Annotated in this window: 11 protein-coding genes; 10 read left to right on the top strand and 1 reads right to left on the bottom strand. The window is 62.6% G+C overall.

Going from position 1 to position 14,071, the window contains the following annotated elements; translation table 11 throughout:
- Positions 1-9 precede the first annotated feature (9 nt).
- Positions 10-297 (top strand): helix-turn-helix domain-containing protein, encoded by a 288-nt coding sequence (locus ABZ720_RS00370; protein ID WP_366552644.1) that lies wholly within the window; start codon positions 10-12, stop codon positions 295-297.
- Between the two features lie 632 nt (positions 298-929).
- A complete protein-coding gene (locus ABZ720_RS00365) occupies positions 930-2,987 on the top strand; it encodes a UvrD-helicase domain-containing protein (protein ID WP_366552642.1) in 2,058 nt (685 codons plus the stop codon).
- Positions 2,988-3,192: 205 nt separating this feature from the next.
- On the opposite strand, the gene ABZ720_RS00360 is transcribed toward ABZ720_RS00365, so the two are convergent.
- A complete protein-coding gene (locus tag ABZ720_RS00360) occupies positions 3,193-3,366 on the bottom strand; it encodes a hypothetical protein (RefSeq protein WP_366552640.1) in 174 nt (57 codons plus the stop codon).
- 634 nt (positions 3,367-4,000) lie between these two features.
- Between ABZ720_RS00360 and ABZ720_RS00355 the strand changes: the two genes are divergently transcribed.
- The 8 genes from ABZ720_RS00355 (at position 4,001) to ABZ720_RS00320 (ending at position 14,058) form a co-directional block, all read left to right on the top strand.
- A complete protein-coding gene (locus tag ABZ720_RS00355; protein WP_366552638.1) occupies positions 4,001-5,008 on the top strand; it encodes a glycosyltransferase family protein in 1,008 nt (335 codons plus the stop codon).
- A 215-nt stretch (positions 5,009-5,223) separates the two neighbouring features.
- Positions 5,224-6,300 carry a dTDP-glucose 4,6-dehydratase gene (gene rfbB, locus ABZ720_RS00350; RefSeq protein ID WP_366552636.1) on the top strand — a complete coding sequence of 359 codons (1,077 nt, stop codon included), beginning with the start codon at positions 5,224-5,226 and terminating at the stop codon, positions 6,298-6,300.
- A gap of 312 nt (positions 6,301-6,612) precedes the next feature.
- Positions 6,613-7,512 (top strand): dTDP-4-dehydrorhamnose reductase, encoded by a 900-nt coding sequence (gene rfbD, locus ABZ720_RS00345; protein ID WP_366553519.1) that lies wholly within the window; start codon positions 6,613-6,615, stop codon positions 7,510-7,512.
- A complete protein-coding gene (rfbA, locus tag ABZ720_RS00340; protein WP_366552634.1) occupies positions 7,509-8,435 on the top strand; it encodes a glucose-1-phosphate thymidylyltransferase RfbA in 927 nt (308 codons plus the stop codon). Before rfbD ends, rfbA begins: the two co-directional genes overlap by 4 nt.
- A gap of 217 nt (positions 8,436-8,652) precedes the next feature.
- Positions 8,653-11,082, top strand: a complete 2,430-nt coding sequence (locus tag ABZ720_RS00335; RefSeq protein WP_366552632.1) for a glycosyltransferase family 2 protein — start codon at positions 8,653-8,655, stop codon at positions 11,080-11,082.
- Positions 11,079-12,323, top strand: coding sequence for a glycosyltransferase family 4 protein (locus tag ABZ720_RS00330; protein WP_366552630.1), 1,245 nt, complete (start codon positions 11,079-11,081; stop codon positions 12,321-12,323). Before ABZ720_RS00335 ends, ABZ720_RS00330 begins: the two co-directional genes overlap by 4 nt.
- A complete protein-coding gene (locus tag ABZ720_RS00325; protein WP_366552628.1) occupies positions 12,316-13,479 on the top strand; it encodes a sulfotransferase in 1,164 nt (387 codons plus the stop codon). The genes ABZ720_RS00330 and ABZ720_RS00325 overlap by 8 nt, the downstream gene beginning before the upstream one ends.
- Positions 13,480-13,650: 171 nt before the next feature.
- Positions 13,651-14,058, top strand: a complete 408-nt coding sequence (locus ABZ720_RS00320; protein WP_366552626.1) for an FAD synthase family protein — start codon at positions 13,651-13,653, stop codon at positions 14,056-14,058.
- Positions 14,059-14,071 lie beyond the last annotated feature (13 nt).

Raw genomic sequence — 14,071 nt, 5'->3', positions numbered from 1 at the left:
GGATGTGAGATGAAGCTGGACGAGCTGAAGCAAGACCTGATGCAGTGCGCCGACGTGCGCGCCGGGTACGAAGCCCTCGCCGACGAATTCTCGATCATGGAGGCGCTGATCCGCGCCCGCACCGAAGCCCACATGACGCAGAGCGAAGTGGCCGACAAGATGCGCACCTCGCAATCCTATGTTGCCAAGCTGGAAGGCGGCCAGGTCAGCCCCTCCATGAAGGCCTTGCAGCGCTACGCCGCCGCGACGGGCTCGCGGCTCAAGATCAGTCTGGAGCGGAATATCGAGCGGGTGTAGCAGCCGCTCGCGCCCTTCCTACACGCCGAAAGTGGGCGCGTGGCGGTGAAGGTGATCAACCACCAGGGGGATGGAGTGATGAAGGTGATGGAGGTGTGAGGGTGGCGGAGCGTGAGAACGCTGGGCCAATGCGCCGCGCTTTGCCGTCTTCCAGGCAGCGTCGGCAATGCCTCAACCAGCATCACTGTGAGCGACCAACCCTCCGCCCTCGTCATTGCGAGCGACCAACGGGAGCGCGGCAATCCAGGGCCGTTTGCCTGTGGCCCTGGATTGCCGCGTCGGCTTCGCCTCCTCGCAATGACGAGGGAAGGGGGTTGCGGCCTCCTCGTAATGAAACGAGGGAGGGGGTGGCCCCAATGCAGCGCCGGCAAAGCCCAGGCCTTCGTCGTTGCAAGCGGCCAACGCTCCACTCTCGTCACTTTGAGCGACCAACCTTCCTCCCTCGTCATTGCGAGCGACCGACGGGAGCGCGGCAATCCAGGGCAGTTTGCCTGTGGCCCTGGATTGCCGCGTCGGCTTCGCCTCCTCGCAATGACGAGGGAGGGGGCTTGCGACCTCCCCGCAATGGCGCGGGAGGGGGGCGTGCGGCCTCCTCGTAATGACGGCCTGGGTAAGATGAGGTTGCGTCCGTAATGCTGCTCTACGCCTCCACCTTCACCGACGCGCTGGCCCGGCTTTCGAACCAGGAGCAGAAGCAAGTCAAGCTGACCGCCTTCGACCTGCAGCTCGATCCGACGAGCAAGGCGCTGCAGATGCACCGGATCGACAAGGCCGAGGGCTTCTGGTCGATCCGCGTGAACCTCGACCTGCGCATCATCCTGCACAAGGCGGGCGAGCGCATCCTGCTCGCCTATGTGGACCACCACGACGCCGCCTACCGCTGGGCCGAGCGCAAGCGCCTGATCCCGCATGAGCGGACCGGCGCGATGCAGTTCGTCGAGGTGCCGGTAACGCCCGCCGAGAGGGCCACGGCCGAAACGGCGCAGCCGCCAGCGCCGGCTGAAGTGGGGCATCATCCCTTCCGCGCACTCACCGACGACCAGCTGCTCGATGTCGGTGTGCCGAGCGCCTGGCTGGAGACGGTGCGCGAGACCGCGATGAGCGAGATCGACGCCCTCTGCGAGCAGCTGCCGGCCGAGGCGGCGGAGGCGCTGCTGGACTTCGCCACCGGCGGCCGGCTGGAAAACCACATCGTGCAGCCGGCGGCGCCGGGCAGCGACCCTTTCGCCCATCCCGACGCCCAGCGCCGCTTCCGTGTCGTGGAGGGCGTGGAGGAGTTGAAGGCCGCGCTCGACGCCCCCTTCGAGAAGTGGGCGGTCTTCCTCCACCCGGTGCAGCGCGCCTCGGTCGAGCGGGCCTCGGTCGAGCGGGCCTGGCGCGGGCCGGCGCGCATCTCCGGCTGCGCCGGCACCGGCAAGACCATCGTCGCCCTGCACCGCGCGGTGCGCCTGGCCGAGGATGAGGCGGCGCGGGTGCTGCTCACCACCTTTTCCAAGCGCCTGGCCGAAAACATGGGCGCCAAGGCCGAACTGCTGACGGCCGCCCACCCGGATCTGCACGCACGCCTTCAGGTGCGCGCCATTGATCAGGCCGCCTATGAGCTCTATGCCGCGCAGTTCGGCCAGCCGAACCTGGCCAAGTCGGCGCAGCTCCGCGCGGCAATCGCCGCTGCCAAGAAGGAGGGACTGGGCGGCGAGCACTCGGCCGAATTCCTCTTCGAGGAGTGGGAGGAGGTGGTCGACGCCTGGGGCCTGCAAGAGGAAAAGGCCTATGCCGGCGTGCCCCGCATCGGCCGCAACCTGCGGCTGGGGCCGAAACAGCGCGCCTCGGCCTGGGCGGTCTTCGCGTTCCTGCGCGACTGGCTGGCCGCGCGCAAGCTGATCACCCGCGCCGACCTCTATGGCCGCCTGACCACCGCCGTCAAAGCGGGCCTGGCGCTGCCCTACACCCACTTCGTCGTCGACGAGGCGCAGGACCTCTCGGTTGCCCAGGCCCGCTTTCTCGCCGCCGCCGGCGGGAAGCGGGAGGAGGCGCTGTTCTTCACCGGCGACCTGGGTCAGCGCATCTTCCATCTGCCGTTTTCCTGGCTGAAGCTGGGGCTGGACATCCGCGGCCGCGCCCCGGTGCTCAAGGTCTGCTACCGCACCTCGCACCAGATCCGCAGCGCCGCCGACCGCCTGCTCGCGCCCGAGATCGCCGACCAGGACGGCACCGTGGAAAGCCGCCGCGGCACCGTCTCGGTCTTCGAGGGGCCGGAGCCGAAACTGGTGCTGCACGAGGACCCGGAGGCCGAGACAGCCGCCGTCGGCGCCTGGCTGAACGCCCGCCTGGCCGAGGGCGTGGCCCCGGCGGAACTGGCGGTGATCGTGCGCGCCCCGGGCCAGATCCCACGGGCTCGAGCGGCTGCAAAGCTGGCCAGCCGCGACATCCCGCTCATCCTGATGCACGACGCCAAGGGCCTGGAATACCGCGCCTGCGCGGTGATGGCCGTGGACGAAGACGTGCTGCCGGACCCGGACCGCCTGCAAGCCGTGGGCGACCTCGCCGACCTGGAGGCGCTGCAGGAAACCGAACGCCACCTGCTCTACGTCGCCTGCACCCGCGCCCGCGACCGCCTACTGGTCAGCGGCGTGGAACCCGGATCGGAGTTTCTCGACGACCTGCAGGGCGCGGTGAGTGGGGAATGGTGAGGGGCTGTGGGACGCGGGTGTGGTGTCGGCGGTGGTGGGTGGTTGGGGTAGGGGGGGGGCAGCTTTCGCCGCGCCCTGGGCGAGGCACGGCGGATAGGCCGCCGTCGGGCAGAGTGGGCCTGGCACGCCCTGTCTTCGCCGGGCGAGCGCTGCGCTATGAGGTGTTGCCCAGTGAGCCTGGCAGCCCCCAATGGCGCCCGCCTTGCTAATCCGGCTCGGCGGCGTCGTCGCTGCTGGCTTCGATCTCTTGCAGCGCGTGCACCAGGTCGGCGGCTTCCTGTGCGGTGAAGCCGAGCTCGCGCAGGCCCGCTTCCGCTTCGGCGCGGCTCACCCGCTCTGCATCGCAGCCGTCGCGCGGCCCTCCGTTTCCATCCCTCATGCCAACCCCCCTGAAGAGATCATGTATCGATAGGGCTCTTCTTGCATCGTAAAGCGCGCGCCTATGTTGCGCTTCGCGTCCAATGCGGGTGGTAATATGGAACACGCTGCGGTCGCAGTGCAACCAGAAAAGGAACAAAGTGTTGACAAGGCGCACGATCGCACCATACGGCTGTGTCAACAATGTGTCCGAGAGACTCAAGCGGCCACTGGGCGACCCTATGACAGCCGGTGCAATCGCCAGGACGATGACAGGAGAATGGGTGCGCCCCCCTCCAAACGAACGGGGCCGCTTGGGTCTTCACACGGTAGGGACAGTGGGAGGGCGGTGGACAGGTTGCAGCCCTTGATCCATCATTTACCTCTTTCGGGCGGGAAAGGCGGTTTCTTGTGATTGTAAGTACTAAAACAGCAGTGAAGTGCCCGCCCAAGAGCTGCTAAAGTAATAACACATTTTTAGACGGTTTTACAAAATAAAAGGGGTTGTTGCGAATGCTTGTTCTCAATGCATTCCGGCACTGCTGACGGGTGAGGAGTGGTTCGCTGCCGGTGAGTAAAAGTTCGCATCTGCGATGATAATGGTTCGAACAGGTTCGGAAGAGCGGTGAGGCAAGGTGAGTAGTCGGCGCTGGTTGTTGCTGAGCGATGGGGTACGGCCGACTGAGGATGTCTACTTTCTCGACTCAGTAGCGCCCTTGCTTCGTGCGCAGAATCACGAGGTTGACCGGCTTGACGTCCGCGGGTGGCGTTGGCCGCTCGTCCAGCGTTTCTTGGCGAAGCAGGAGGGGGCAAATCTGGTGCTGTGCCGCACCTTGCCACGACGGGTGCTGCGCTGGCTGGAACAGGCGACAGGGCGCTTCGGCCGGATCGTCTATCTGATTGATGACGACCTCGCGGCAGCGGCGGAGGATAGCAGGCTGCCGCAGAGCTACCGCCGGCGCATGGCGCGCGCGGCGGCGTTGCAGCCCAAGCTACTGGCCTTGGCCGACACGGTTGTGACCTGCAGCGCCGTGCTGGCCCATCAGTTCGCTGAGCGGCATCGCAACCTGCATGTCATGGGCCCGCAGTTGATCGCTCCGCTCCACGACATCTCGCATTTCGACAGGGGGCCGTCCCCTGAGTCGCCTTGGCTCATCGGCTTTCATGGTAGCCGCGCGCATCTGGCCGACCTTTGCCACATCGCTCCGGCATTGGAGGCGGTCCACGGAATCAGGCAGGACACCGAACTGGAGGTCATGCTGGGCGAGCGCGCGCCGCACTGCTTGGCGGAACTGCCGCGGGTGAAGTGTCCGGTGCCGCTGCGCTGGGACAGGTTCCGGGCCTATCGCGCAAACCGCCGCGTGCATATCGGCTTGGTGCCGCATTTGGATACGCCCTTCAATCGCAGCAAATCGACCATCAAGTTTCTCGACATCGCCGCGATGGGCGGTGTCGGGGTGTACTCGAGGCAGTCTCCCTATGAGGGCATCGTTCAGGACGGCGTGAACGGACTGCTGGTCGATGACGATCCCGCCTGCTGGCAGCGCGCTCTGGAATGGTTGCTCGACCATCCAGGTGAAGCCAGGGCAATGGCCGCGAATGCAGCGCGAAGAGCGCAGCAGCAGGTGCTCAGCGATCTGCCCGCTTGGGTGGAGGGAGCGTGAGGTCCGGTTCTTCGCTTTTATTTCGCTTCATACCATCAGTGGTGCCGGCAGGCGCACCACTGGCTTTACGCGTGCGCAAAAGTTGTATCGGCTACCACTTTTGGACTAGACGCCGACACTGAATGCGGTAGGCTCAGGGCTTGCTATGCAGCGTGAGTGCGAACAGCCGAGGCTGGACGCACTGCCCAGTCGCCAAACTTCGCAGCGTGGGGACAATGTCGAAAACCTTTCTGATTACCGGCGGCGCCGGGTTCATCGGCTCGGCCGTGGTGCGCGAACTGATCGGCCAGACCGGCCACCGCGTGGTCAATATCGACAAGCTGACTTACGCAGGAAACCTGGACTCTGTGGACAGCGTGGCCGGCAATGCCCGCTACACCTTCCTGCAGGCAGATGTGTGCGACGTGCGGGCCATGCAAAGGGCCTTTGCCGAGCACAGGCCCGACGTGGTGATGCATCTGGCGGCCGAGAGCCATGTGGATCGCTCGATCGACGGGCCGGCCGACTTCATCCAGACCAACATTGTCGGCACCTCGGTCCTGCTCGAGGCGGCGCGGGGCTACTGGCAGGCGCTCAAGGAGAGCGCGCCGCAGAAAGCCGAGGGCTTCCGTTTCCATCACATCTCAACCGACGAGGTGTACGGCGACCTCGACGGGCCGGAGGGGCTCTTCACCGAGATCACGCCCTACGACCCCAGTTCGCCCTATTCCGCCAGCAAGGCGGGCTCCGACCACCTGGTGCGTGCCTGGCGGCGCACCTTCGGGCTGCCGACGCTGGTGACCAACTGCTCGAACAACTACGGCCCCTATCACTTCCCCGAGAAGCTGATCCCGCTGATGATCCTCAACGCACTGGAGGGCGAGAAGCTGCCGGTCTATGGCGACGGGCAGCAGGTGCGCGACTGGCTCTTCGTGGAGGACCATGCGCGCGCCCTGATCAAGGTCGCCAGCGAAGGCCGGGTGGGGGAGACCTACAATATCGGCGGCCACAACGAGAAGGCGAACCTTGAGGTCGTGCATACGATCTGCGACCTCGTGGATGAGATGACGACCCCGATGTCCCGCCGGGACCTCATCAAGTTCGTTGCCGACCGGCCGGGGCATGACCGGCGCTATGCCATCGACGCCGGCAAGATCGAGCGCGAGCTGGGCTGGCGGCCGCAGGAGAGCTTCGAGAGCGGTCTGCGCAAGACGGTCGCCTGGTATCTCGAGAACCGCGACTGGTGGCAGCGGGTGCGCGACGGCAGCTATCGGGGCGAGCGGCTGGGGCTCACCGGGCGGCGCGCTGCCTGAGGGGTTTCCGAGGTACATGGTGACCAACAGTCTCTCCACGGTCATTGCGAGCGTCCAGCCGCCCACCGTCATTGCGAGCGACCCCGCCCTCTCCCCCGTCATTGCGAGCGACCAGCGGGAGCGCGGCAATCCAGGGCCACGGGCGAACCGCCCTGGATTGCCGCGTCGGCCTGCCGGCCTCCTCGCAATGACGTCTGTGGCAAGGGGTGCCTTCCGGCCGAGCGCCCCCTCCAAGCGCAGGGGGCCTTCGGTCGCAGGTTGGGGCAGGCTCGCTGTTCCGGCGTCTTGCTCCAGGAGTTTTTCGGTTAGGTGATGAAGCTTTTTCTTTCGGGAGGCAGTGGTCAGGTCGGCTTCGAGCTGCGGCGGCAGCTTTGCCTGTTCGGCGAGGTGCTGGCGCCGTCGCGCGCCGAGCTGGACCTGTCGAACCCGCAGGCGGTGGAGGGCTGGCTGGCCCGGCATCAGCCGGATCTCATCGTCAACGCCGCCGCCTACACCGCGGTGGACAAGGCCGAGGCGGAGCCGGAGCTGGCCCATCGCCTGAATGCCGAGTTGCCGGCGCAGCTCGCAGCCTACAGCGCGGCGCGCGGCCAGTGGCTGCTGCACTATTCCAGCGACTACGTCTATCCCGGCAGCGGCGAGCGGCCGTGGCAGGAGGGGGACGCCGCCGGCCCGCTCGGTGTCTATGGCGAGAGCAAGCTGGCCGGCGACCTCGCGGTGGAGCAGAGCGGCTGCCCGCAACTGATCTTCCGCACCAGCTGGGTCTACAGCGCCCGCGGCCACAACTTCCTGCGCACCATGCTGCGCCTGGGGCAAGAGCGCGACAGCCTCACGGTGGTGGACGATCAGGTCGGCGCGCCGACCCCGGCGCGGCTCATCGCCCAGGTCTCCGCCCTGGCGCTGCACCGCCTGCTGGGGCCACAGGGCAGCGAGGCCGCGCTCGCCCCCGGCCTCTATCACCTGGCGCCGCGCGGCGAGACGAGCTGGTGCGGCTTCGCGCGCGAGATCTTCCGCCAGGCCGCCGCGGCAGGGCAGGGCCTCGCCATCGCGCCCGAGGGCGTCGCGCCCATTCCCACCGCCGACTATCCCACGCCGGCGCAAAGGCCGCTGAACTCGCGCCTTGCCTGCGCCAAGCTGGAGCAGGCACTGGGCATCACCCTGCCGGACTGGCGGGCGCAGCTGGCCTTGACCCTGCAGGAGCTCTGCCAGCCATGAGCCTCGCCACCCGCCCCCTCACCGAAAAGGCAGCCGAGGCCAGGCCAGAGGTACGCCGTAAGGGCATCATCCTCGCCGGCGGCTCCGGCACCCGGCTGCACCCCGTGACCCGCGGCGTTTCCAAGCAGCTCCTGCCGGTCTACGACAAGCCGATGATCTACTACCCCATCTCGGTGCTCATGCTGGCCGGGATCCGCGACATCCTGGTGATCTCCACGCCCGAGGACCTGCCGGCCTACCGCAGCCTGCTGGGCTCCGGGGAGGATTTCGGGGTGCGCTTTGCCTATGCCGAGCAGCCCAGCCCCGACGGCCTGGCCCAGGCCTTCCTCATCGGGGAGGACTTCATCGGCGACGACCCGGTCTGCCTCGTGCTGGGCGACAACATCTTCCACGGCCAGCACTTCAGCGAGCAGCTCCGGCGCGCCTGCGCGCAGCCGCGCGGCGCCACGGTCTTCGGCTATCTGGTGAAGGACCCGGAGCGTTTCGGCGTGGTGGAGTTCGACGCCGCCGGCCGGGCGATTTCCATCGAGGAGAAGCCCAAGGCGCCGAAATCCCCCTATGCCGTCACCGGGCTCTATTTCTACGACAACGACGTGGTGGAGATCGCCAAGCGGGTCGAACCCAGCCACCGCGGCGAGCTGGAGATCACCAGCGTCAATCAGGCCTACCTGGAGCGCGGCGACCTGCGCGTGGAGCGCCTGGGCCGCGGCTTCGCCTGGCTCGACACCGGCACCCACGACAGCCTCCTGGAGGCCGCGCAGTACGTCCAGACCATCGAGCACCGCCAGGGCCTCAAGATCGCCTGCCTGGAGGAGATCGCCTGGCAGCAGGGGTGGATCACGGCCGAGCAGGTGAAAGCCTGCGCCGGGGCCTTGAAGAAGACGGGCTATGGGCGCTATCTGCTGCGGGTGACTGGGAGCTGATTCGCTTTGGACTTTCACCCTCTACATTCCCGACATAGTTCTGCTCTCGCCATCCTGCGCGGCTTGCACTGTCGGCGAAGGATGGGCTAGGTGATTCGCTCGTGGATGGCACGATAACTTGCGCCTTATTTGAATGGTTTTAGCAACCAAGCGGTTAAAGCGCATAAACAAGAGCGCCAAGGCATAGAGTGCGGGAATGACGGAAGTGGTATTACAAGTGACTGAAGCCGGTGAGCCTTCCGGCGTCCCCTACGACGGTATTGTAGTCAGCGATGTGCTGTCGTTGGAGGCTGCATCGCTCAAGGCGCATGTTGATGCCGCGGTGCAGACCGAGGACGGCGCCCTCGTGGTTGCGGGTTGGATTTACGATCCCGAAGGTAATGTAAAGGGTTTTGCTGCTCTGCCGAAATTGGGCGAGCTCCTAGAGAAGGGGTGCACGGCGCGACACTTTCCAACAGACGCGGTCGACGCCGACGGAGTGCAGTGGCTACCCGTAGAGCGCCCCGACGTGACGGCGGCACACGGCGATGCAGATCAAAGCCACCGGCACGGATTCGTTCTGATTGCACCAAGGTTTCCCAGCGATCATCAGGTTGCGCTGCTGCTCGATGATCGGCGTTACGCCTTGCTGCCATGCGATGTGGTCACTGCCCAGCTAGAGGTTGAAGACGCCCTGGAGCAATGCATATCGAGTGCCGGGCCATTGCTCTACGCAGGCCTCCAAGGTGCGCTGGGCGATACCCACGAGCTTACGCGCACCGTGGGTGATCTGTTGATCCAGGATGTGCAGCAGGTCCGTCAGCTCGCCAGCTGCGATGAGGCGCTATTGATCGATGGCAAGGTGTTGCTGCTCAACGGCTGGATCGGTTCAAAGGCGCGTGAGATCAAGCGCGTCAGGCTGGTAGCGGAAGGGCAGTCGACGAACCTGACGCGCCAGCTGTCACGCTACCCGCGACCGGACCTTAGGGAGGCCTTTCCCAGAGCTTCCGACGAGGCCCTGGGCTATATCGTTGCCACACCCCACAGCAGCCAAACGCTCGAGCAAATCGAGTTGCGGGTCGTTTGGCACAATGGGGAGCGGGAAAGCAGTCGAGTGGCAGTGACGCGCATCGGCTGGCCGGAATTGTATGGTTACCTTCAGCGCCAGCCAAACCTGTTTCCAAGCAGCATGCATCAGTTAGGGCGGGCCTGCCGTCACCCGAGGCAGGATGCCGTCTTCGCAACCCGTCTCAGCAAGCTGCGGGAGACGGTCTTCCCCTTCGTGAGCCGCACCTTGCCGACCAAGGTCGAGCACCCGGAACGGTCCATCGTGGCGATCGACCGAGTCTTTGCGCTCGGCGAGGCCGGAATGCTGATCTACGGCTGGAAGCTGGCGCCGCACCACGAGCCGCTGGATATCACCGCGCATGACGAGTGGGGCAAGCAGGTCTCGGTCAAGCGCAGCTTCCTGTCCCTGGTGCGCGAGGACGTGGCCAGTGCCTACCGCGAGCGCTTTCCCAGCGTGCCGCGGCGCTGCGGCTTCATCCTGCACGTGCCGCTCGCCACCGAAGCGGGCGATGCCCGGGCCATCTGCTTCCACTATGCGGAACGCGGCGACCTCTGGCTGCGCCTGCCCGTCGATCAGCGCGACACCCAGGGGATTCCGCTGATCAAGGAGATGCTGGGCATGATCCCGCATCCCGAGCAGCTTAATCACTACCTCTATGAAATGTTCGACGGCGGCCTGGGCGCCGCGTTGGAAGCGGTGAACCAGCAGCGCCTGGCCGAGGCGGCGCCGGTGGAGGACACGCTGGACAGCCGCCAGTTCGGAGAGCCACCCGAGGCGCCCACCACCTCCGTCATCGTGCCGCTCTACGGCCGCTGCGACTTCATGCGCCACCAGTTGGCGCACTTTGCCGACGATCCCGATTTCCAGCAGTGCGACCTGATCTATGTTGTGGATGATCCGGCGCTGGTGGAGCAGACGCTCAGTCTCGCCGCGCGCTATCAGTGGCTCTTCAACGTGCCCTTCCGCGTGGTGTGGTACGGCCGCAATCTGGGCTTCGCCGGTGCGAACAATGCCGGCGCCAGTGTCGCGCGCGGCGAGCGGCTGTTGCTGCTGAACTCCGACGTGATCCCGCAGCAGGCCGGCTGGCTCTCCACCCTGGAAACCGCTCTGGAAACCCTCACGGACGCAGGCGCCGTCGGGCCGCTGCTGCAGTTCGGCGACGGCAGCATCCAGCACGCCGGCATGCAGCCGCGCCGCGACCCGCAACTGCCCGGCTTCCTGCTCAATTCCCACCCGGGCATGGGGCAGCGCTGGGAGGGACCCAACGATTCTTACGAGCAGCCACTGCTCACCGCCGCCTGCCTCATGCTGCGAAAGGCCGACTACGAGGCGCTTGGCGGCCTTGATGAGGGCTATGTGATCGGCGACTTCGAGGATTCCGACCTCTGCCTCGGTCTGCGCAGCCACGGCCTCAGGCTCTACGTCGTGCCCGAAGCGCGGCTCTGGCATCTGGAGCGGCAGTCGCAGACGCTGAACAGCGTCGCGGGCGTGCGCCAGCTGATCACGCTCTTCAACGGCTGGCGCTATCAGCAGAAGATCGCCCGCGGCGAACGCGTCGATCCCATGACGGTTCGGGTCGGCCGGGAGGCGGCGGCATGAAGGTCGTCATCTTCGCCCACGCGCACCCCACCTTCAGCAAGGGCGGCGGCGAGCTGGCCGCCTATTACCTCTGGCAGGGCATCAACGAGCACCCGGAGCACGAGGCCTGGTTCATCGGCCGTGCCGATCAGCGGGTGATGCACAAGTTCTCCAGCCTCGCCGCCATCGGGGAGCGCGACTACCTCATGGCCGGTAACGCCGGCATTCCCGACCTGATGTCCAGCAACGACCTTGGGCCCGACAACGACCTCGCCCAGTTCCTGGAACGGGTTCAGCCGGATGTGGTACACTTTCATCACTATGTGCACATCGGCATCGAAACCATCCGGCTGGTCAAGCGGGTCTGCCCCGGGGCGCGGATCGTGGTGACCCTGCACGAGTACATCGCCATCTGCATGAACAACGGCCAGATGGTGAAGACCGACGGGCGCCTCTGCTACCAATCCAGCCCGCGGGAGTGCCACCTCTGTTTCCCGCACATGAGCCAGGAGGACTTCTTCCTGCGCGAGCGCTGGATCAAGAGCTTCTTCGGCTTGGTCGACCTCTTCATCTCGCCCAGCCACTTCCTGCGGGAGCGCTACGTCGCCTGGGGCATCGAGCCCGACCGCATCACCGTGATCGAGAATGGCCTGCCCGAGGGCGAGCCGGTGCCGCCCCGTGAGCTGGCCGAAGGCGAGCAACGGACACGCTTCGCCTATTTCGGTCAGATCAATCCCTACAAGGGCGTAGACATCATCCTCGAGGCCTTCGCCCGCCTGCCCAAGAAGCTGCGCAAGCAGGTGACATTGGATATCTTCGGTTCAGCGCTGGACCAGCAGACACCGGAGTTCCAGGAGAAGGTTTACGGCCTCTTGAGCAAACTCAAGGGCACGGTCCACCTGCACGGGCCCTACGAGCCGCACGAAATGGGTCGGCTGATGGCAGAGGTGGACTGGGTGGTGATGGGCTCGATCTGGTGGGAGAACTCGCCTCTGGTGATTCAGGAGGCATTCAAGTTTGGGAGGCCGATTATCGTGCCCGATATAGGTGGAATGGCGGAGAAGGTGAAGCCAGGGAAGGGGGGGCTTAACTACAGAAATCACGATAGTGTGTCGCTGGCAGCACTTTTAACGAACGCTTTGTCTTCAGCAAATAAATTCAACGAACTTTACCAGACCATACCATTATATTCGAGTGTAGAACAAATTACAGAGAGACACACTGCAATATACAAGAACTTACGAGGGGCATTAGATGGTTAAAGGTAGTGAAGGCCCGCGTCCTGATAGTAATACGCCCGCTCGTTATCGGTCTTACATGTTCAACTATGCACATGATTTCCCGGGAAAGCATTTTTACCGGGGACCAGTAGCAGATTATTTCTTTTTTGATAGCACATTAAAGGTGTCCGGGTGGGTTGTTCCGGATTCGAGTGCAGAATTCCAGAAAATTGACCTTCAACTGCAAGTCATACAAGGCGGAAGGATCCTTCAGCGTATTCCGATAACGTTTACCTCAAGTCCAGATGTATCCGATCGATTTACCACTATCGAGCAAGCGGAGAATGCCCGCTACGCGATCTCTGTTCGTTTAACGTTTCTGAAAAGTACTGAATATGTTTTGCGCCTAGTCTTAATTTTGGATAATAAATTGCCAGAACGTTTATGGGATATAGCTTTATTAAAAGATGAAGTTCGTACAAAACCTTTATTCGTTGTTGGGTCGCCGAGGGCTGGAACAACCGCAGTGGGAAATGCCTTGCGCACAACACTAGGTGCCAAGAATTACGGTGAGCATCACTTTCTTTTTTTAGTTAAGCAAATTGAAGACACAGTAAATAAATTCTTCTCCACGTATCATACGCGCAAAGATTACGGCACATTCATATATGATATAAGCCCTGCGCTTTTGATTATTAAGTTAGGGCAGCAAGTTAAAGATCTATATGCCAGTTGGCAACCCGGCGCTTACTTTGTAGATAAAACGCCTGGACGAAATATGTTGTTATCGGTACCGACAATAAGGATGATATGGCCCGAAGCAAAGTTTATCTTCTGCAAAAGATCTCCATATAAAAATATAGTATCTAGACTGGCAAAGTTTCCGCATCTTAGTTTAGAAGAACACGCGCAGCAGTGGGTAGAGGTTATGGAAATATGGGGGAGAATTAAAGAAAAAATCGAGGAAAATTGTTACATTGAAGTAGATCAAAATGATATAACTAACAATCCCTCGCGTGTTTCCGACGCTCTCGCTGCGTTCCTAGGCGAAAAAATAGCAGGTAATCTGGAAAGATACTTTAATGAACACTCCCCCGAGCGCTCAACACAACAGTATACGACTTTAGGTGATAAGGATATAGAAAGAATATACAGTATATGCGGTGGTGAGATGGAAAAGTGGGGGTACGTGGAGTAGAATAATGCATAATATAAAACGAGCTGCGTTATATTCATAATGTGACTCTAGTGCCCCGATCGAAGTATCTTAATGCAAGAAAAATGCGCTAAATTTCTAACATATAACCAGAGATTAAAAATAGCAACCGCATCCTGAAAAGGATGACAATAAATCACTAGGGGTGGTACAATGCGAACTGTAATTACATATGGCACATTTGATTTATTTCATGTGGGGCACGTACGTTTACTAGAAAGAGCTTCGAGGTTGGGGGATCAGTTGTATGTTGGAATCTCTACGGATGCGTTTAACGCCCTTAAAGGCAAAACAAGTATAATGCCCTTTGAAGATCGCGCAGAGATTGTGAAAGCTTTAAGATGCGTCACCCATGTTTTTCCCGAAAGCGCATGGGACCAGAAGGTAGATGACGTAAGAAAGTACGAAGCAGACATATTTGTAATGGGAGACGACTGGATCGGAAAGTTCAATCACTTAAACAAGTTCTGCAAGGTGATCTACCTTTCTCGTACCGAGGGGGTATCATCTACAGAGATAAAGCGCTGCTTAGGTAATAACAACAACGCAGTAAATCGTTAGCAGAAAGCTATTA

This window comes from Aquibaculum sediminis, assembly GCF_040712085.1.
Taxonomy (GTDB): domain Bacteria; phylum Pseudomonadota; class Alphaproteobacteria; order Kiloniellales; family DSM-21159; genus Aquibaculum; species Aquibaculum sediminis.
Note: the sequence above shows the minus strand (reverse complement) of the source record. Positions and strands in the feature narration are given on the sequence as shown.

What these genes read in the sequence shown, in the direction of transcription:
- ABZ720_RS00370 (WP_366552644.1), top strand. Translation starts at nt 10, where the DNA reads ATGAAGCTGGACGAGCTGAAGCAAGACCTGATGCAGTGCGCCGACGTG.
- ABZ720_RS00365 (WP_366552642.1), top strand. Translation starts at nt 930, where the DNA reads ATGCTGCTCTACGCCTCCACCTTCACCGACGCGCTGGCCCGGCTTTCG.
- ABZ720_RS00360 (WP_366552640.1), bottom strand. Translation starts at nt 3,366, where the DNA reads ATGAGGGATGGAAACGGAGGGCCGCGCGACGGCTGCGATGCAGAGCGG.
- rfbB (WP_366552636.1), top strand. Translation starts at nt 5,224, where the DNA reads ATGTCGAAAACCTTTCTGATTACCGGCGGCGCCGGGTTCATCGGCTCG.
- rfbD (WP_366553519.1), top strand. Translation starts at nt 6,613, where the DNA reads ATGAAGCTTTTTCTTTCGGGAGGCAGTGGTCAGGTCGGCTTCGAGCTG.
- rfbA (WP_366552634.1), top strand. Translation starts at nt 7,509, where the DNA reads ATGAGCCTCGCCACCCGCCCCCTCACCGAAAAGGCAGCCGAGGCCAGG.
- ABZ720_RS00330 (WP_366552630.1), top strand. Translation starts at nt 11,079, where the DNA reads ATGAAGGTCGTCATCTTCGCCCACGCGCACCCCACCTTCAGCAAGGGC.
- ABZ720_RS00325 (WP_366552628.1), top strand. Translation starts at nt 12,316, where the DNA reads ATGGTTAAAGGTAGTGAAGGCCCGCGTCCTGATAGTAATACGCCCGCT.
- ABZ720_RS00320 (WP_366552626.1), top strand. Translation starts at nt 13,651, where the DNA reads ATGCGAACTGTAATTACATATGGCACATTTGATTTATTTCATGTGGGG.